19 protein-coding genes are annotated in these 16,340 nt (G+C 65.2%); 14 read left to right on the forward strand and 5 right to left on the reverse strand.

Annotation, left to right across the window (positions count from 1 at the left end):
* Positions 1-12: 12 nt before the first annotated feature.
* From AC1RRC_RS29400 to AC1RRC_RS29460, 13 genes are all read left to right on the forward strand, one after another.
* On the forward strand, positions 13-210 hold the full coding sequence (locus tag AC1RRC_RS29400) for a Flp family type IVb pilin (RefSeq protein ID WP_493059250.1): 198 nt from the start codon (positions 13-15) through the stop codon (positions 208-210).
* 46 nt (positions 211-256) lie between these two features.
* Complete coding sequence (locus tag AC1RRC_RS29405; protein WP_493059251.1) at positions 257-790, forward strand: A24 family peptidase; 534 nt, start codon at positions 257-259, stop codon at positions 788-790.
* 95 nt (positions 791-885) lie between these two features.
* Complete coding sequence (locus AC1RRC_RS29410; protein ID WP_493059252.1) at positions 886-2,232, forward strand: DUF8689 domain-containing protein; 1,347 nt, start codon at positions 886-888, stop codon at positions 2,230-2,232.
* Positions 2,229-3,080 carry a Flp pilus assembly protein CpaB gene (gene cpaB, locus AC1RRC_RS29415; RefSeq protein ID WP_493059254.1) on the forward strand — a complete coding sequence of 284 codons (852 nt, stop codon included), beginning with the start codon at positions 2,229-2,231 and terminating at the stop codon, positions 3,078-3,080. Before AC1RRC_RS29410 ends, cpaB begins: the two co-directional genes overlap by 4 nt.
* A gap of 10 nt (positions 3,081-3,090) precedes the next feature.
* Complete coding sequence (locus AC1RRC_RS29420; protein ID WP_493059256.1) at positions 3,091-4,656, forward strand: type II and III secretion system protein family protein; 1,566 nt, start codon at positions 3,091-3,093, stop codon at positions 4,654-4,656.
* Positions 4,653-4,934, forward strand: coding sequence for a hypothetical protein (locus tag AC1RRC_RS29425; protein WP_493059257.1), 282 nt, complete (start codon positions 4,653-4,655; stop codon positions 4,932-4,934). Before AC1RRC_RS29420 ends, AC1RRC_RS29425 begins: the two co-directional genes overlap by 4 nt.
* Positions 4,931-6,322, forward strand: a complete 1,392-nt coding sequence (locus AC1RRC_RS29430; protein WP_493059258.1) for a pilus assembly protein TadG-related protein — start codon at positions 4,931-4,933, stop codon at positions 6,320-6,322. Before AC1RRC_RS29425 ends, AC1RRC_RS29430 begins: the two co-directional genes overlap by 4 nt.
* Positions 6,319-6,789 (forward strand): TadE/TadG family type IV pilus assembly protein, encoded by a 471-nt coding sequence (locus AC1RRC_RS29435; protein WP_493059259.1) that lies wholly within the window; start codon positions 6,319-6,321, stop codon positions 6,787-6,789. The genes AC1RRC_RS29430 and AC1RRC_RS29435 overlap by 4 nt, the downstream gene beginning before the upstream one ends.
* Positions 6,770-7,369 (forward strand): TadE/TadG family type IV pilus assembly protein, encoded by a 600-nt coding sequence (locus AC1RRC_RS29440; RefSeq protein ID WP_493059260.1) that lies wholly within the window; start codon positions 6,770-6,772, stop codon positions 7,367-7,369. The genes AC1RRC_RS29435 and AC1RRC_RS29440 overlap by 20 nt, the downstream gene beginning before the upstream one ends.
* A 10-nt stretch (positions 7,370-7,379) precedes the next feature.
* Entirely contained in the window at positions 7,380-8,552 is a 1,173-nt protein-coding gene (locus AC1RRC_RS29445) for a CpaE/TadZ family protein (protein ID WP_493059261.1), read from the forward strand.
* Positions 8,549-9,916, forward strand: coding sequence for a TadA family conjugal transfer-associated ATPase (locus AC1RRC_RS29450; protein WP_493059262.1), 1,368 nt, complete (start codon positions 8,549-8,551; stop codon positions 9,914-9,916). The genes AC1RRC_RS29445 and AC1RRC_RS29450 overlap by 4 nt, the downstream gene beginning before the upstream one ends.
* A 20-nt stretch (positions 9,917-9,936) precedes the next feature.
* Positions 9,937-10,911, forward strand: a complete 975-nt coding sequence (locus AC1RRC_RS29455) for a type II secretion system F family protein (protein ID WP_493059263.1) — start codon at positions 9,937-9,939, stop codon at positions 10,909-10,911.
* The gene (locus tag AC1RRC_RS29460) at positions 10,908-11,849 is read left to right on the forward strand and encodes a type II secretion system F family protein (protein ID WP_493059265.1); all 942 of its coding nucleotides are present in this window, start codon (positions 10,908-10,910) and stop codon (positions 11,847-11,849) included. The genes AC1RRC_RS29455 and AC1RRC_RS29460 overlap by 4 nt, the downstream gene beginning before the upstream one ends.
* Before the next feature lie 39 nt (positions 11,850-11,888).
* On the opposite strand, the gene AC1RRC_RS29465 is transcribed toward AC1RRC_RS29460, so the two are convergent.
* From AC1RRC_RS29465 to mscL, 5 genes are all read right to left on the reverse strand, one after another.
* Positions 11,889-12,650 (reverse strand): head GIN domain-containing protein, encoded by a 762-nt coding sequence (locus tag AC1RRC_RS29465; protein ID WP_493059266.1) that lies wholly within the window; start codon positions 12,648-12,650, stop codon positions 11,889-11,891.
* A 52-nt stretch (positions 12,651-12,702) separates the two neighbouring features.
* Positions 12,703-12,924 carry a hypothetical protein gene (locus AC1RRC_RS29470; RefSeq protein WP_493059268.1) on the reverse strand — a complete coding sequence of 74 codons (222 nt, stop codon included), beginning with the start codon at positions 12,922-12,924 and terminating at the stop codon, positions 12,703-12,705.
* Between the two features lie 160 nt (positions 12,925-13,084).
* Positions 13,085-13,780 (reverse strand): DUF2461 domain-containing protein, encoded by a 696-nt coding sequence (locus tag AC1RRC_RS29475; RefSeq protein ID WP_493059269.1) that lies wholly within the window; start codon positions 13,778-13,780, stop codon positions 13,085-13,087.
* A gap of 50 nt (positions 13,781-13,830) precedes the next feature.
* Positions 13,831-15,006, reverse strand: coding sequence for a S1C family serine protease (locus tag AC1RRC_RS29480; protein WP_493059270.1), 1,176 nt, complete (start codon positions 15,004-15,006; stop codon positions 13,831-13,833).
* Between the two features lie 44 nt (positions 15,007-15,050).
* Complete coding sequence (gene mscL, locus AC1RRC_RS29485) at positions 15,051-15,476, reverse strand: large conductance mechanosensitive channel protein MscL (RefSeq protein ID WP_493059271.1); 426 nt, start codon at positions 15,474-15,476, stop codon at positions 15,051-15,053.
* Between the two features lie 254 nt (positions 15,477-15,730).
* Between mscL and petA the strand changes: the two genes are divergently transcribed.
* Positions 15,731-16,339, forward strand: a complete 609-nt coding sequence (petA, locus tag AC1RRC_RS29490; protein ID WP_493059272.1) for a ubiquinol-cytochrome c reductase iron-sulfur subunit — start codon at positions 15,731-15,733, stop codon at positions 16,337-16,339.
* The last annotated feature ends 1 nt before the right edge of the window (position 16,340 follow it).

Consider the following 16,340-nt stretch of genomic DNA (forward strand, 5'->3'; position numbering starts at 1 on the left):
AAGGAGCACATCATGGACTCACTTGTTGCAGCCGTCCGCAATTTTGCCAATGACGAAGATGGTATTACCGCGATCGAATATGGCTTGATTGCGGCGCTCATCGTGGTGGCGATCGCCACCACGCTGACCAGTATCGGTACCGCCCTGGGCACCAAGTTCACCGCTATCGCTACTGCCTTGGGCGTTGTCGCCGCCCCTTCCGGCTCATAACCGGCGGCGCGCCGGCGCAGTCCGGCCGGCGCGCCTGGGAGCTGAGATGCCAAATGCATTGGAATTCGCATTGCTGTGGCTGGTGTTACAAGCCGCAGTCACGGACCTTGCCGTGCGCAAGATCCCCAACGTGCTGGTGCTCAGCGGGTTATTGCTGGCGCTGGCGCTGCATTGCCGCCTGGGGCCGGACGGCGCCTGGCTGTCGGCCTGGCTGGCCGGCATGCTGACCGGCTTTTGCCTGTTTCTGCCCTTATATGCCGCAGGCGGCATGGCGGCCGGTGACGTCAAATTGATGGCCATGGCGGGGGCGTTTGCCGGGCCATCGCAGGCCTGCGATATCGCCCTGGCCAGCGTTCTGGCTGGCGGTGTGCTGGGACTGGTGCTGTTGGCGGTGGGCGGGCGCTGGCGCCTGGGGCTGGCCAACCTGCGTTTGCTGCTGACGGCATTGACGCTGCGGCAGGCGGGTGTCCGGGCGCCGCTGCCCGTCATCGCCGGCCGCGCTTCGGCCGGCGGCATGCCGTACGGCGTGGCCGTGGCCGCCGGCACCGCCGTGACCTTGTGGTCGGCGCATGGCGTGTAGCGATGCTGCCACGCTTGCCGCTAATCAATGTCCGCTAGGAAAGCCAACGCTAGTATCGCCTTTCTACAGATCAGTTCGCTTGAAGGAGGACCGCCATGCTGGATCTCGACGCCGTGCTACCCGCCACCCGCACCGATGAGGATGAACATAGTCCGATCTTGCCGCCGCAGCCGCGTAATGTGCATGAGACAGGACTGGAATTGCAGCTGATCGTGGAATTGATCGCCAAGGCGATCTTCACGGCGGGACGCACGCATTTGCCGATCCTGGCGACCCGGCTGCGGCTGTCCGTCAATGTGTTGCGCGAAGCACTCGATTTCATGGTGGCGGAACAGTTGGCGGAAGTGGCGTGGCGCGGTGACGCCGATATCGACGTGCAATACCAGTTGACCGGCATGGGCCGCCAGCGCGCCGGCGTGTGGCTGGAGCGGGCGCCCTACCAGGGGCCCGCGCCGGTCACGCTGGAAGCGTACCGCGCCATGGCGTCGCGCCAGGCGGCGCGGCTGGCGCTGGGCAGCGTCACGGCGGACGAGGTCGATGCGGTCTTTGCTGATTGCTGCCTCGATGCCGGTGTGCACCGGCTGGCGGGCGCCGCCATGCACGCCGGCCGCTCGATGCTGTTGTATGGTCCGCCCGGCAGTGGCAAGAGTACGCTGGCGCGCAAGCTGGGCGGCTTGCTGGCGGGCGCCGTGCTGGTGCCGCACGCGGTGGCGGTGGGCCAGGAAATCGTGCAGATTTACGACCCGGCGATCCACCAGCCGCCCGCGCCCATGCCCGGCAGCCGCCTGGCGCCGGAGCGCCGCAGTGGCGATGCGCGCTGGGTGCTGTGCCAGCGGCCCGTGGTGCAGTTGGGGGCGGAACTCGACGCCGCCATGCTGGAGTTGCGCCATGATGCGTTTTCCGGCTGTTACCAGGCGCCGGCGCATTGCAAGGCCAGCCACGGGTTGGTCATCGTCGATGACCTGGGCCGCCAGCGCATCGCCGCGCCGGCGCTGCTGAACCGCTTCATCCAGCCGCTGGACGCGGGGCAGGATCAGTTGGCGCTGGCCGGTGGCTACCAGTTCGCCATGCCATTCCACGCGATGCTGGTGTTCGCCACCAATTTGCCGCCGCAAGTCTTGCTGGACGCGTCCGCACTGCGCCGCCTTGGCTACAAGGTGCACGTGGGCGCGCTGTCCGAAAGCGCGTATTGCGCGCTGTTCCGCAAGCAGTGCCGGGCCGCGAATGTGGCGATGGATGAAGCTGCGCTGCGCCATCTGGTCGATGCATTGCATGGCGGCAGCGGTCAGCCGCTGCTGGCCAGCTATCCGCGCGACATCCTGGCCCGGCTGGCCGACTTTGCCAGCTATGCGGGACAGCCGCCGCAATTGACGGTGGCGGCGCTGGAGCAGGCCTGGTCCAGCATGTTTGCGGCCGGAACCCACACGGGAGGCGCCGCATGAAGAACCAGCGCGCATTGTTGATGCTGGGCCTGGCCGTGCTGTTGGGCCTGGGGGCGGTGCTGCTGGCGTCGCGCTGGCTGCACACGCAGACGCCGGGCGCGGCGGGCCGCATCGTGGTGGCTGCTGCTGACGCCAGTCCGGGCCAGCGGCTGGCGCCGGACATGGTGAAACTGGCGGAGTGGCCGGTCGAAAGCGTGCCGCCCGGCGCGCTGCGCGACTTGCGCAAGCTGGACGGGCGGGTGCTGCGCCACGCGATCCAGCGCGGCGAACCGCTCAGCGAAGGCAAGCTGGCGCCGGCCGGTGCGTCCGGCGGCTTGTCGGCGCTGATCGCGGAGGGCAAACGCGCCATCACGGTGCGCGTCAACGACGTGGTGGGCGTGGCGGGCTTCGCGTTGCCAGGCAATTTCGTCGATGTGCTGGTGTACACGCAAGTCGATGGCAATGGCCACCAGGCGCAGCAGCATGCGATTTCCAAGATCGTGCTGGAACGCATCCTGGTGCTGGCGGTGGCGCAGGAGGTGGGACGCGACGATACCAAGCCACGCGTGGTCAATGCCGTCACCCTGGAAGTCACGCCGGTGCAGGCGGAACAGCTGGACCTGGCGCGCAGCGTCGGTACCTTGTCGCTGGTGTTGCGCAACCAGGTCGATCCACAGCCGGGCGTGACGGAAGGCGCCACCAAGGTATCGCTGCTGGGCATCCAGGACGCAAGCGCCGCCCCGGCGGCCGCGCCGCCAGCAACGCCGCCGGCCCCCAGGCCGCGCGTGGCGCAGGCCGCGGCCGCGCCGGAACCACGTCATTGCGTCGCCGTTATCGACGGCGTCCATCGCGGACAGGAATGCTACTAAGGGAGCGGTCATGAAAACCACGACTAGATGTTTGCCGCCAGCGCCGCCTGCGCCGCTGGTTGTTGACCCGGCGCAGCCGCGCAAGGCGCGGTGGCGCATGGCCATGCGGCGCGCGTTGTTGACGCGGGTGCTGGCTGTGCTGGCGCTGTTGGTCCTGGCGCTGTCGGCGCCGGCGCCGGCAGCGGCCGGGGACATGCCGGTGGCCGGTGCTTCCCCTGCCGTGGCCAAGGGCGAAGGCGGCCCGGCCCGGCCGCGCAGCGGCGGCTTGCGCTGCCGGGGTTCCGCCGGCGCGCCGACGCGCCTGCAGCTGCAACCCGGCAAGTCCGTCATGTTGCCGGTGGCGGGGCCGGTGGCGGGCCGCAGCATCGGCAATCCGGGCGTGGCGCAGGCGGTCCTGGTGGCGCCCGATACGCTGTATGTCGCGGGCGTGGCGATCGGCAGCACCAACATGGTGGTGCAGTTGGCCAATGGTATTTGCCGGTTGGTGGACATCGATGTGGCGCTCGACGGCGCCGGCCTGCAAGCCTCGCTGGCGGCGCTGATGCCGCTGGAAAAAGACGTGCGCGTGACGGCGGCGGCCGATTCGCTGGTGTTGAGCGGCACCGTGTCGGATGGCCCGACCCTGGCGCAAGTGCTGGACCTGGCGCAGGCCTATGTGCGCCGCCCCGTGCCGCAACTGGCCACGCCGGCCACCGCGTCAGCGTCACCGGCGGCGGCGCCATTGGCCGGGGCGGCGGACACCGCGCACGGCCCGCGCGTGGTCAACCTGTTGTCGGTGACGGCGCCGCAGCAAGTGATGCTGGAAGTGAAGATTGCGGAAGTGTCCAAAACCTTGATGGACAAACTGGAACTCGGCGTCATGATGACCACCACGCGCGGCAGCTGGACCGCCAGCCTGCTGAGCAACTTCATTACCGGCGTGGCGCGCGGCAGCGCGGAATTGACCAAGGGCGCCGGCAAGAGCTTGCGGATCGATGCGGAACACCAGGACAACCTGGTGCGCATCCTGGCGGAGCCGACCTTGATTGCCGTCAGCGGGCAGGAAGGCAGTTTCCTGGCGGGCGGCAAGATCCTGATTCCCGTGGCGCAAGACGACCGCCGCATCACACTGGAAGAAAAGGAATTCGGCGTCGGCTTGCGTTTCACGCCGACCGTGCTGGCGGGCGGGCGCATCAACCTGAAAGTCGCGCCGGAAGTGTCGGAATTGTCGCGCGAAGGGGTCGGTATCCGGGCCGCCGGCATTGGCGGTCCGGCCGTGCTGCCGCTGGTGACGACGCGCCGCTCCTCGACCACCGTGCAATTAAACGATGGCCAGAGTTTTGTCATCGGTGGCCTGATCCGCAACAACCAGAACACCGACGTCAAGGGCTTGCCGCTGCTGGGGGAAATCCCGGTGCTGGGGGCGCTGTTCCGCAGCACGGATTTCCTGCATGAGCGCACCGAATTGCTGTTTGTGATTACTGCCCGCCTGGTGCAGCCACAGGCGCCGGGCCAGGCGCTGCCGACCGGGGACATGGCGCCGCCCGGCCGCGCATCGTTATTGCTGGGCGCCCGTCCCGCCGGAGAGCAGCCATGATCCCTGTGTTCAAATTGCTGTGTTGTGTTGTGCCTTGCCTGTTGCTGACGGCTTGCGCCGCGCCCGATCCGCAGTCATCCGCAGTGGCGCCGGCCCCTTTTGGCGCCACCGCGCGCGCCGCGTTTGCGCGCCAGGCCATCGGCCTGCCATCGGCGGCGCCGGTCACGGGAATCGATGGCGCGGCGGCGCTGCAGGCGCAGCAGGGCTACCGCAAGAGTTTCGCGGAACGGGAGCCGGCCGCCCGGCCCCTGGTCATCGGAGCGGGAGCGCAAAAATGAACCCCGGCACGCGGCGTCGCGGCTCGATCTCGGTGGCATTTGCGCTGATGCTGGCCAGCCTGCTGGCGTTTGCCGGGCTGGCGCTGGACCTGGCGCAATTGTTCAACCGCAAGCAGGAATTGCAGCGGCTGGCCGATGCGGTGGCGCTGGCGGCGGCCCAGTCGCTCAATGGCACGGCGAATGGGGTTGCCGATGCGGTGGACCAGGCGAGCGAGATCGCCCCCGGCTATCGGTACAACTACCGGACAAAGGTGGTGTGGGACAACCGGGCGTTGTCATTTGCCGCCCGCCCGGATGCGGGCAGCGGCGACTGGAAAGACGTGGCGGGCGCCACCGCCAGCCCGAATGGCTTGCGCTATGCGCGGGTGGACACCAGCAAGCTGGACGGGATCGGCGTGGTGGCCACGCCGTTTGCCGCTTTGCTGGGCGAGACCTATACCAAGGCCACGGCGGCCGCCGTGGCCGTGGCGGGGCGCAGCGACATTGAAGTGGCGCCGCTGGCGATTTGCGCGATGAGCGCGGTGGCGAATGGTTCGCGCAGCTACGGTGGCGGCAACGCGGAATGGGTGCAATACGGCTTTCGGTTCGGCGTGACGTATAACTTGCTGAACCTGAATCCCGCCATCGGCGCGGCTGTGCCGGAATACTTCCTGGTGGCGCCGCAAGCGGCATCGACCGATGTCACCGATGCCCAGGTGGCGCCGTTCCTGTGCAGCGGCAGCATGCAGCGCGACAGCATCACTGGCGCCACGGTCGCCGTGCGCCGGCCCGGCGCGTTTACCTTCAGCGGGCACTTGAACACCCGCTTTAACCAGTTTTCCGCCGCGGCACCGTGCACTGAACGCGGTACGCCGCCGGACATGAATGTCCTGTCCTATGCGGCGCCGAACTGGATGGTGCTGAAACCGACGGCGCCCCACGCGCAGCCGGGAGCCACCGGCGCCGGGCAGAAACTCGACACGGTGGCGGACCGCGGCACCAACCCGCCCGGCGCCGTCGACTACGGCACGCTGTGGGCGTATGGCGCCGCAAAGCGCGCGGATAACCATGCCGCCATTGCTTTAACCCAATGGCCGCAGTTGTACAAGGTTGGCGGCGGTAATACACCGCAGGTGACTGGCGCCTACCCGGGATCGTCGCCGTATCTGTCGTCGCAGGTGCCCGGCCAGTTCCAGTCTCCCACCAAGCCGGGGCGCAAGGGCCGGCGCCTGTTGCACGTTCCGCTGCTGGCCTGCCCGGTGGAGGCTGGCGCGAGCGCCCAGGCGCAGGTGCTGGCGGTGGCGCGCTTCCTGCTGACGGCGCCGGCCAGCGCCACCGCCGTCAGCGCGGAATATGCCGGTGTGGTCAGCGAACAGGCGCTGGGCGGCGCGGTGGAGTTGTACCGATGAGGCGCCGCATACTGTCCCGGCGTGGCCGGCGCGGTGTGGCATCCATCGAGCTGGCGCTGGTCATGTCCGCATGCGTCTTGCTGGTGCCGGCCGTGCTGTCGATCGGCAGCATCTTCCTGCACTACGCCGCGCTGCACAAGGCGGTGCAGGAAGGCGCGCGCACCATGGCCGCGCTGCCGCCGCAGGCCTTGAGCACCGACGAAGCCGCCACGCAGTCGATGGCCATGGTACGGTCCCTGGTGGTGGAGACGGCACAGCAAGCCGGCCTGCAGGCATCGCTGGCGCCCGGCAAAGTCTACGTCGGCTGCGACGAAGTGATATGCGAAGGCACCGTCCCATCGTCCACCGTGACCGTGACAGCGTCGGTCCGGGTGTCGGTGCCATCCGCCCTGTTTACCACGGCGGCCAGCAATACGATGCTGCTGCAAGCCGCTCACACGATGCGCTATGGCTATCCGAACAATTGACCGCAGGCGCCTGCCGGGATCCGGCGGGCTGACCGTGGAATTCGCGCTGGTGTTCCATCTCTTCCTGCTGTTCGTGTTCCTGCTGCTGGAAGCGGCCCGCGCATTGTGTGTCGTGAACACGGTGCAGGAAGTGACGCGGCGCGCCGCGCGCGGGGCGGCCATCACGGACTTTTCCTGCGCCGCCGCGATGCGGGCGGTGCGCCTCGATGCGATTTTCCGCGACAGCGATGGCGTGCTGCTGCTGAGCGGCGGTGTCACGCAAGACCATGTGGTGATCGATTACCTGTGGCTGGACGACACTGGAAAACTGCAGGCGCTGGGGGCCGGCGCGCTGCCGTCCGGGCCGGCGCAGAACCGCGCCAACTGCATGGCCAATCCCGCCAGCAGCAGCTGTATCCAGTTCGTGCGGGCCCGCATTTGCAGCCCGGGCAGTTGCGAACCCGTGCCTTACCAGCTGATGCTGCCCTGGCTGCCGTTGCCGGCCATGACAGTACCCACGGCGGCCACGGTGGTACGGGCCGAATCACTGGGATACCGCACCGCCACGTCATCGAGTCCGCCGGCCATGCCATGTTCGTGAAGGAGACATCGTGAAAGCATTGATCATCAGCCATGACAGCGAATTGCAGGCGGACATTGCCGCGCAGGGCTCCGCGCGCATGCCGGCCCTGGAAGTGCTGGCGTTGCGGCAAGGGTTGCGTGACGCGGTGGAGCGGCTGCTACCGGAGGCGCCCGGCCTGGTGGTGCTGGACGCCAGCGAACTGGCGCCGGGGGAATCGGAACTGGTGGAGCCGCTGGCGCGCCACTATCCTCGCGCCTCGTTCATGCTGCTGACCCGCGCGCCGCAGCAGGATTTGCTGATCCGCGCCATGCGCGCCGGCATGCGTGAAGTGCTGGCGCTGCCGCTCGACCACCGCGCTTTCCATGACGCGATGGACCGCATCGAAGTGGATGCCGGCATCACGCGCATGCGCGACGGCAAGGCGCTGGCGTTCATTTCCTGCAAGGGCGGCAGCGGCGCCACCTTCCTGTCGACCAACTTCGGTTACGCGCTGGCGGAGCTGGGCGGCTGCAAGGTGCTGCTGATCGATTTGCACGGCCAGTTCGGCGATGCGACCCTGTATGTATCCGACCAGAAGCCGGTGATGACGCTGTCCGACATCTGCGCCCAGATCGGCCGCATGGATGGCGCTTTCCTCGATTCGTGCCTGGTGCACGTGGCGCCCGGCTTCGGCGTGCTGGCGGCGGCCGATGACCCCGGCCAGGCGGTGGAGATGAAGCCGGACCACATGGACATCATCTTGCGCGTGGCGCGTCAGCATTACGACTACATCTTGCTGGACGTGGGGCGCCAGATCGATGCGCTGTCGCTGCGCGCGCTGGACCATGCCGACACCATTTATCCCGTGCTGCAACTGGCGCTGCCCGACATCCGCGACGGCCGCCGCCTGCTGGACATCTTCCGTTCGCTGGGCTATCCGGGCGAGCGCATCCGGCTCATCGTCAACCGTTATGAAAAGGGCGGCAAGCTGCGGCTGGCGGACCTGTCGTCCGCGCTGGGCGCGGAAGTGGCGCATACGGTGCCCAACGATTACCTGGCGGCGACCGATTCCGTCAACCAGGGCGTGCCGTTGCTGCAACTGTCGCGCGGCAGCCCGCTGGCGCGCAGCCTGGGTGAGCTGGTGGAACTGGTGACGGCGCGGCGCATCCCGGAAAACAAGGGCTTGTTTGACCGCCTGTTCGGGCGCGGGGAGGAGATATGAGTCTGCGCGAACGTTTGGCCGGCTTCGATGACGGCCGCCTGTTATCGGGCAGCGGCAGCGCCGGTCCGGTGCTGACCGCCAGCCTGCCCGATGCGGCATACCAGGAATTGCGCAAGTCGATGCACCAGGCGATCCTGGACCGCATCGACCTGGAGCGGCTGAAGAAGCTGACGCCGGAACAGTTTCGCCATGAACTGGCGCTGCTGGTACAGCGGGTGATCGAAGATGAGCGCATCGTGCTGAACCAGCATGAGCGGCACCGGCTGGTGCTCGACATCCAGAATGAAATGCTGGGCTTTGGTCCGCTGGAACCGTTGCTGGCCGATGCCGGCGTGTCCGACATCCTGGTCAATACCGCCAGCAAGGTCTATGTGGAGCGGGGTGGACGGCTGGAATTGACGGCGGTGACGTTCCACGACAATGCCCACCTGATGAAAATCATTGAGAAAATCGTCTCGCGGGTGGGGCGCCGCATAGATGAATCGAGCCCGATGGTCGATGCGCGCCTGCCCGATGGCTCCCGCGTCAATGCCATCATTCCGCCGCTGGCGATCGACGGCCCGATGCTGTCGATTCGCCGCTTTGCCGCGAGCCCGTTGACGATCGCCAACCTGCTGGCCTATAAAAGCCTGACGCCGCCCATGGTGCAGGTACTGGAAGCGCTGGGGCAGGCCAAGGTCAATATCCTGATTTCCGGCGGCACCGGCAGCGGCAAGACCACCTTGCTGAACGTGTTGTCCGGTTTCATTCCAGGCAGCGAGCGCATTGTCACGATCGAAGACGCGGCGGAACTGCAAATGCGCCAGCCGCACGTGGTGCGGCTGGAAACGCGGCAGCCGAATATCGAAGGCAAGGGGGAAGTCACGCAGCGCGCGCTGGTGCGCAATGCGCTGCGGATGCGGCCGGACCGCATCATCCTGGGGGAAGTGCGCGGCGCGGAAGCCATCGACATGCTGCAGGCCATGAATACGGGACACGAAGGATCGCTGGCCACCATCCACGCGAACTCGCCGCGCGATGCGCTGGCGCGGCTGGAAAACATGGTCGGCATGGCCGGTGTGCACCTGACGCCGCGCGCCATGCGGCAGCAGATCTGTTCCGCCATCACGGTGGTGATGCAGGTGTCGCGCCTGACCGACGGCGCGCGCAAGCTGGTCAGCCTGCAGGAAGTGACCGGCATGGAAGGTGAAATGATCGCGATGCATGAAATCTTCCGCTTTGACCAGGATGGCATCGATGGCGCGGGCAAGGTTCTGGGACGGTTCCGCGCCACCGGTGTGCGGCCGCGCTTTGCGGAACGCTTGCGCATGTTTGGCGCACCGGTGCCGGACAGCGCGTTCGATCCCGACAAGATTTACGAGTAATTGACGAATAGGGGGAAGCAATGGACCTGGTGTTTTCCGCATTCACGGTATTGCTGTTTGCCGCCGTGATCCTGGCAATAGAGGGGGCCTGGCTGTGGTGGTCCGGCAACCATGGCGGCGACGCGCGCCGCATTGCACGCCGCCTGCAACTGATGTCGGCGCGTACCGATGGCAGCGAGCAGGTCACGATCCTCAAGCAGCGCCGCTATAGCGCACAACCGCTGCTGGACAGCTGGCTGCGGCGCTTGCCGCAGGTGGCGGCATTCGACCGCCTGTTGCTGCAGGCGGGTGTCACGTGGACGGTGGGACGGTTTGGCGCGCTGCAGGGCGCGCTGCTGCTGGCGGCGGCCAGCATACCGGCCCTGCTGGGGGCGCCGCCGGCAATGCTGACGGCCACCCTGGCCGTGGCGGCGGGACTGCCGGCGCTGGTCCTGCTGAAGGCGCGCGAGCGGCGCATGCGCAAGCTGGAGGAGCAATTGCCGGAAGTGGCGGATTTCCTCGGCCGCGCACTGCGCGCAGGGCATTCGTTTGCCAATGTGCTGCAAATGGTGGGCAATGAAATGCCGGAGCCGACCGGCAGTGAATTCCGCATGGCGTATGAGGAAATCAATTACGGCGTGCCGATGAATGAAGCGCTGCACAACCTGGCGGCGCGGATTCCGCTGACGGACTTGCGGTACATGGTGATCGCGGTGCTGATCCAGCGCGAGTCCGGAGGCAACCTGGCGGAATTGCTGGACAATGTCAGCAATATGGTGCGCGCCCGGTTGAAGCTGATGGCGCAGGTGCGCGTGCTGTCCGCTGAAGGGCGCATGTCGGCCTGGATACTGGGTTTGCTGCCGCTGGGCGTGGTGTCGTTGATGTCGCTGCTCAATCCCGCCTATGTCTCCGTGCTGTGGACCGATCCGGCCGGGGTGCGGCTGCTGTGGTATGCGGCCGGCGCCATGCTGGCCGGTTTTCTGTGGATGCGCAGCGTGATCAGGATCCGCGTATGAACGGCACAACGATAGCGTTCCTGCTGCTGGTGTTCGTGGTGGTGGTGGCCATTGTGCTGCTGGCGCTGTGGCTATTCGCGCCGGATGCGGTGCGCGCACGCCTGAGCGGACAAGTGAGCGGACAACTGGGCGAGGCTGCGCCGGAACAGCGCGAAGGGCAGGGCAACTGGATCGAACGCATGGCGCGCGTGGCGCAGCCGCTGACCCGCCTGTCGTTGCCGGAGCAGGGATGGGAACAGTCTCCGCTGCGCACGCGCTTCATCACGGCGGGCTGGCGCCATCCGTCGGCACCGGCGCTGTACTTCGCCGCCAAGACCGTGCTAGCGTTGCTGATGCCGGTCATTGCCGCGCTGCTGGCCGCGGGCCGGGCGCCGCAGCAGGTATGGATGCTGCTTTTGCTGGGCGCCGCGGCCAGCGGTTACTACCTGCCCAACACGGTCTTGGCGCGCACGGCCTTGCGCCGCCAGCGGGAAATCTTTGAACATTTGCCCGATGCGCTGGATTTGCTGACGGTGTGCGTGGAAGCGGGCCTGAGCCTGGAGCGGGCGCTGGTGCGGGTGGCGGCGGAAATCCACATCAAGAGCGTGGCGCTGGCGCAGGAGTTGCAACTGACGCTGATGGAAATGCGCGCCGGCTTCAGCAAGGAAAAAGCGCTACGCAACCTGGCGTTGCGCAGCGGCGTGGAAGACATGGATACGCTGGTGGCGATGCTGATCCAGTCGCAGCGTTTTGGCACCAGCATGGGCGATTCGTTGCGGATTCATGCCGACAACCTGCGCACCAAGCGCAGGATGGCGGCCGAAGAGGCGGCGGCGAAGATCGGGCTGAAATTGCTGTTCCCGCTGATCTTTTGCATCTTCCCGACGCTGATGCTGGTGCTGCTGGGCCCGGCCGCGCTGCAAGTGGCGCGTGTGCTGATACCGGAGGCGCTGAGGTGACGCCGCGCACCGGTTCAGCTTAATTCAGCTCGGTTCCACTCAATTCCACGACACGCTGCCCATGCCGCGTGCCGTGGAATTGCGGTTTGCCGGTTTGCCGTACACTGTGGCCGAGCCCATGCCGGACAGGCGCAGGTTGGCCGAGGTTTTCGCATACACGGTGGCGCCGCCCAGGCCCGACATGTCGACGTCGACGCTGTCGGCCTTCAAGCCTTGCGCATCGAGGCTGCCGATGCCGCCCAGCTTGGCGCGCAAGTCTTTGCTCTGGCCGCTGATGACGATCTGGCCCGCGCCTTTCAGGTTCAGGTCGACTCGTTCCGCATCACCGGTATTGACGTTCATGCTGCCCACGCCGGTCAGGCGCGCATCCATGTGCTTGTAGCGCGACGCCATGTTGACGGAGCCGGCGCCTTCCAGCGACAGGCGCATATCGTCGCCGCTAAAGCCGGACAGTTCCGCGGAACCCACGCCGGACGAAACGAATTCGCGCAAGTTTGGCAAGGTCAGTTCGGCGCGCAGGTGCGGGTTGCTGACGCTGATGCCGCGCAAGTCGGTGCCGATGCGCAGGGTGTCGCCGGATTGCACCACCGTGATTTTCGGCACGTAGCGCTTGTCGCCGGACACCACCAGCGACGGCGTATTGCCTTGCTTCAGTTGCAGGCTGATGATCCCATCGAGCACCACTTTGACGGCCCGTGCATCGACCGTGCGGATTTCACTGATGATGTCATCCGCCACGGCCAGGCCGTGTGCCGCGTACAGGGAAACTGCCATCATCGTGGCGCTGAAAAATTTGTTCATCGTACTGCTCCTGGATCGGTGACGCCGGTGGCGGCGGGCGGTGATGGCTGAATTAATTGGCGAGCGCTGCTTTTTCAGCGGCGCTCAGCCGTTTGGCGCTGATCACGACCACTTGCATGTTGCCGGCGGTAGCCTGGACAGCTTGCGCGGCAGGGGCGGTGGTGACGATGTTCTTGGCGGCCGGCGTGGCTGCAACAGCCGTGGTAACCAGGGTGGCGCCTGCCAGGGTGGCGGCGGCGAGGAAGATGGCTTCCATGTTTTTAGCGATGTTCATGATCGGCTCCTTATGTGTGTTTGTCGTTTCGTTGAGTGAACTATAGACAAGGGGCGTTTGCAGCTCTATCGGTGTGCGACGAACTGCAAATTGGACGACATGAACTGCATAAAATAGGAACCAAGCGCCGGCGTGCGTATTGAGGCCGGTCAAAGACCGGTCAAGCCGCTTCCTCTTCCTCGTCGACCCGCGCCGCGCGCATCCATTGCACCAGCGGGTAGGCATCCTTCATGCCATTGGCAATCAAGGGCAGCAGCAATTCCGGCTTGTTGAGCTCGAGGTCGATTTCAGTCCACACAAAGAAGCTCTTCAGCTTGATGTATTCAATGTGTTCGTGTTCGGCATCGAAGCCCTTGGGCGGGCGCTGCAGCTTACCTTCATTCTGGATGGTGCCGTAGCGGGCCTTGAGGGCTTTATTTTTCAGCACCTTGCCAAAGCCGGCCGCGTCTTCCACCATGGCGCGCCGCAGTGCTTTGATGCGGTGCGGCGGCGGCATGTATTCGCCGGCGCCGAACAGCAGGCGGCCGTCGCCATCGAGCTGGAAGTAATACGTGGGGCCGCCGGCCTTGGACGGGCGGCGCATGTCGTTGGGCGCGATGGCGGCGGAAAAACGGGTTTTGTACGGGCTTTTGTCGTTGGCGAAGCGCACATCGCGGTTGATGCGGAACATGGCCTTCTTGGGATTGCAAAACTTGACGGCCGGGTCGAACTTGCCCAGTTCGGCGATCAGGCTGGTGACCAGTTGCAGGAATTCTTCGCGCAAGATGTCGTAGCGCGGCTTGTTCATGATGAACCAGGGACGGTTGTTGTTGTCGGCCAGCTCGGTGAGGTAATTTTTCAGGTCGCGCAGGTGCATGGGCTTATCAAGAGTCGGGATGGAGACGGGCCATTATGCCGCCGCCCCGCTTACTTCGCCACCGGCCGCTTGCCGACGGTGACGGCCATGTCGGTTTCCCGGCTCTTGCGCAGCACGCGCATGGTGGCTTTGCCGCCCGGCGGCAGCGCCGCGATCAGATTCAGCATTTCCGTGGTGTCGTGCACGTCCTTGCCTTCCACCGACAGCAGGATATCGCCCGGCTTGATCCCGGCCTTGTCGGCCGGGCCATTGCGCACCACGCCGGCGATAATGGCGCCGCTGGTGCGCTGCAAGCCAAAGCTTTCCGCCAGTTCCGGTGTGATTTCCTGCGATTCCACGCCGATCCAGCCGCGCACCACGTGGCCGGAGCTGATAATCGACTCCATCACGGTTTTGACCGTCGACACGGGAATGGCAAAGCCAATCCCGACCGAACCGCCGGTTTGCGAGTAAATCGCGGAATTAATACCGAGTAAATTACCGTTGGTATCAATCAGGGCGCCGCCGGAATTGCCGAAATTAATGGCAGCGTCGGTCTGGATGAAATTCTCGAAATTATTGATGCGCAGGTTATTGCGGCCCAGCGCGGAAATAATCCCCATGGTGACGGTCTGCCCCACGCCGAACGGATTGCCGATCGCCAGCACCACGTCGCCGACCTTGGCGGTTTCCGCGTGGCCCAGCACGATCACGGGCAGCTTGTCCAGGTCAACCTTGATCACCGCCAGGTCGGTTTCCGGGTCGGTGCCCACGACTTTGGCCGTGCCCTTGCGGCCGTCCGGCAAGACCACCTGGATTTCGTTGGCGGCATCGACCACGTGGTTGTTGGTCAGGATATAACCGTCCGGACTGACGATGACGCCCGAGCCGAGGCTGGACTGGTCGTCGTCGCCTTCTTCGCGCTCACCGCCGCGCTCGCCGCCGCGTTCAAAGAAGCGGCGGAAAAACGGGTCGCGCGACAGCGGGTGTTTGCCTTTGTGCGCCTTGGTGGTCAGGACGTTGACCACCGCCGGCATGGCGCGCGAGGCGGCCAGGCGGTACGAGCCGGGCGACGGCGGGGTGTTGACGGACGCTTCCAGCAAGGTGGCAGGGCGGGCATTGCCGGTGCCAAGCTGGCGCACGGCGGCCGGCAGGCTGGCCGCGTCGGGACGGACCGCGTGGTATACGAAATACAGCGCGAGGACTACGGTTACCGTCTGCGCAAACAACAGCCATAGTCGTCGCATGATCTTTATCCCAATTCCGCCCCGGTGCCGGGACATCGGGGGGCTTACTTGTTCTTCAGCGCGTCGCGGATCTCGCGCAGCAGCAGGATATCTTCCGCCGTTGGCTGCGGCTCGGCTGGCGCTGCCGGCGGTTCATTACGGCGGGCCTTTTGCAGCATGCGCACCATCTGGAAAATGATGAACGCCAGTATGATGAAGTTTAACAGGATGGTCAGGAAGTTACCGTACGCGAGTACCGCGCCCAGTTTTTTTGCTTCGGCCAGCGACAGGTTCATGGCCTGGCCATTCAGCGGCACGTAGTAATTGGCGAAATCCAGGCCGCCGATCAGCTTGCCGATGGGCGGCATGATGATGTCCTGCACCAGCGAATCGACGATCTTGCTGAACGCCGCGCCCACGATCACGCCCACGGCGAGATCGACCACATTGCCCTTCATGGCAAAGTCTTTGAACTCTTGCATCATGCCCATATGCACACTCCTGGTTAACTAAGCAAAACTAAGCAGCCGATCATAGCTGCAATCTGTTGCTTTTCACAACATATTGCGGGACGAGCACGGCATGGACAATTTAGCCATGGACGGCGTTGCAGAATGTGGGGCAGAATTTACACAAATACTACGTTTTCCTTTAATTCAAAAAAAATTTGTCCTACAATTTAAGGTTGCTGCAATCTCAGTAGTCGTATAACAACTATTTGCAATTAGATGATTGGGGTTTGTGTATGAGTATCGAAAAGCAGGTCGATCCCGGCCGACGCGGTTTGCTGGCTGCCACATGTGCAGCGGGCGGCGTAGTAGGCTTGTCTGCCACGGGCGCCTTGGTCAGTACCTTCCAGCCGTCCGAACGGGCGAAAGCAGCCGGTGCGCCGGTTGAAGTCGACATCAGTGCCCTGCAGCCGGGCGAGATGAAGACAGTGGAATGGCGTGGTAAGCCGGTGTGGATTCTGCGCCGCACCCCTGAAATGGTCGCATCGCTGAAAAAGACCGACGGCCAGGTGGCCGATCCGGATTCCAAACGCAACCCCGACGAATTCACTCCGGAATACTGCCTGAACAAAGGCCGTTCCATTAAAGAAGAATACCTGGTCGCGATCGGTATCTGCACCCACCTGGGCTGCTCGCCGTCGACCAAGTTCGTGCCGGGCCCGCAATCGTCGCTGCCGGACGACTGGGTCGGCGGTTTCCTGTGCCCATGCCATGGTTCGACCTTCGACCTGGCTGGCCGCGTGTACAAGAACAAGCCGGCGCCGGATAATCTGCCGGTGCCGCGCCACATGTACCTGAGCGATTCCAAGCTGATCATTGGTAAAGACCAGAAAGGCGAGGCATAAC

The organism is Pseudoduganella sp. GW821-FHT12E03, from assembly GCF_058807115.1.

Bases quoted from the DNA above. Each gene is read 5' to 3' on its own strand.
- AC1RRC_RS29400 (WP_493059250.1), top strand. From the start codon at position 13: ATGGACTCACTTGTTGCAGCCGTCCGCAATTTTGCCAATGACGAAGAT.
- AC1RRC_RS29405 (WP_493059251.1), top strand. From the start codon at position 257: ATGCCAAATGCATTGGAATTCGCATTGCTGTGGCTGGTGTTACAAGCC.
- AC1RRC_RS29410 (WP_493059252.1), top strand. From the start codon at position 886: ATGCTGGATCTCGACGCCGTGCTACCCGCCACCCGCACCGATGAGGAT.
- cpaB (WP_493059254.1), top strand. From the start codon at position 2,229: ATGAAGAACCAGCGCGCATTGTTGATGCTGGGCCTGGCCGTGCTGTTG.
- AC1RRC_RS29420 (WP_493059256.1), top strand. From the start codon at position 3,091: ATGAAAACCACGACTAGATGTTTGCCGCCAGCGCCGCCTGCGCCGCTG.
- AC1RRC_RS29425 (WP_493059257.1), top strand. From the start codon at position 4,653: ATGATCCCTGTGTTCAAATTGCTGTGTTGTGTTGTGCCTTGCCTGTTG.
- AC1RRC_RS29430 (WP_493059258.1), top strand. From the start codon at position 4,931: ATGAACCCCGGCACGCGGCGTCGCGGCTCGATCTCGGTGGCATTTGCG.
- AC1RRC_RS29435 (WP_493059259.1), top strand. From the start codon at position 6,319: ATGAGGCGCCGCATACTGTCCCGGCGTGGCCGGCGCGGTGTGGCATCC.
- AC1RRC_RS29440 (WP_493059260.1), top strand. From the start codon at position 6,770: ATGGCTATCCGAACAATTGACCGCAGGCGCCTGCCGGGATCCGGCGGG.
- AC1RRC_RS29450 (WP_493059262.1), top strand. From the start codon at position 8,549: ATGAGTCTGCGCGAACGTTTGGCCGGCTTCGATGACGGCCGCCTGTTA.
- AC1RRC_RS29455 (WP_493059263.1), top strand. From the start codon at position 9,937: ATGGACCTGGTGTTTTCCGCATTCACGGTATTGCTGTTTGCCGCCGTG.
- AC1RRC_RS29460 (WP_493059265.1), top strand. From the start codon at position 10,908: ATGAACGGCACAACGATAGCGTTCCTGCTGCTGGTGTTCGTGGTGGTG.
- AC1RRC_RS29465 (WP_493059266.1), bottom strand. From the start codon at position 12,650: ATGAACAAATTTTTCAGCGCCACGATGATGGCAGTTTCCCTGTACGCG.
- AC1RRC_RS29470 (WP_493059268.1), bottom strand. From the start codon at position 12,924: ATGAACATCGCTAAAAACATGGAAGCCATCTTCCTCGCCGCCGCCACC.
- AC1RRC_RS29475 (WP_493059269.1), bottom strand. From the start codon at position 13,780: ATGCACCTGCGCGACCTGAAAAATTACCTCACCGAGCTGGCCGACAAC.
- AC1RRC_RS29480 (WP_493059270.1), bottom strand. From the start codon at position 15,006: ATGCGACGACTATGGCTGTTGTTTGCGCAGACGGTAACCGTAGTCCTC.
- mscL (WP_493059271.1), bottom strand. From the start codon at position 15,476: ATGGGCATGATGCAAGAGTTCAAAGACTTTGCCATGAAGGGCAATGTG.
- petA (WP_493059272.1), top strand. From the start codon at position 15,731: ATGAGTATCGAAAAGCAGGTCGATCCCGGCCGACGCGGTTTGCTGGCT.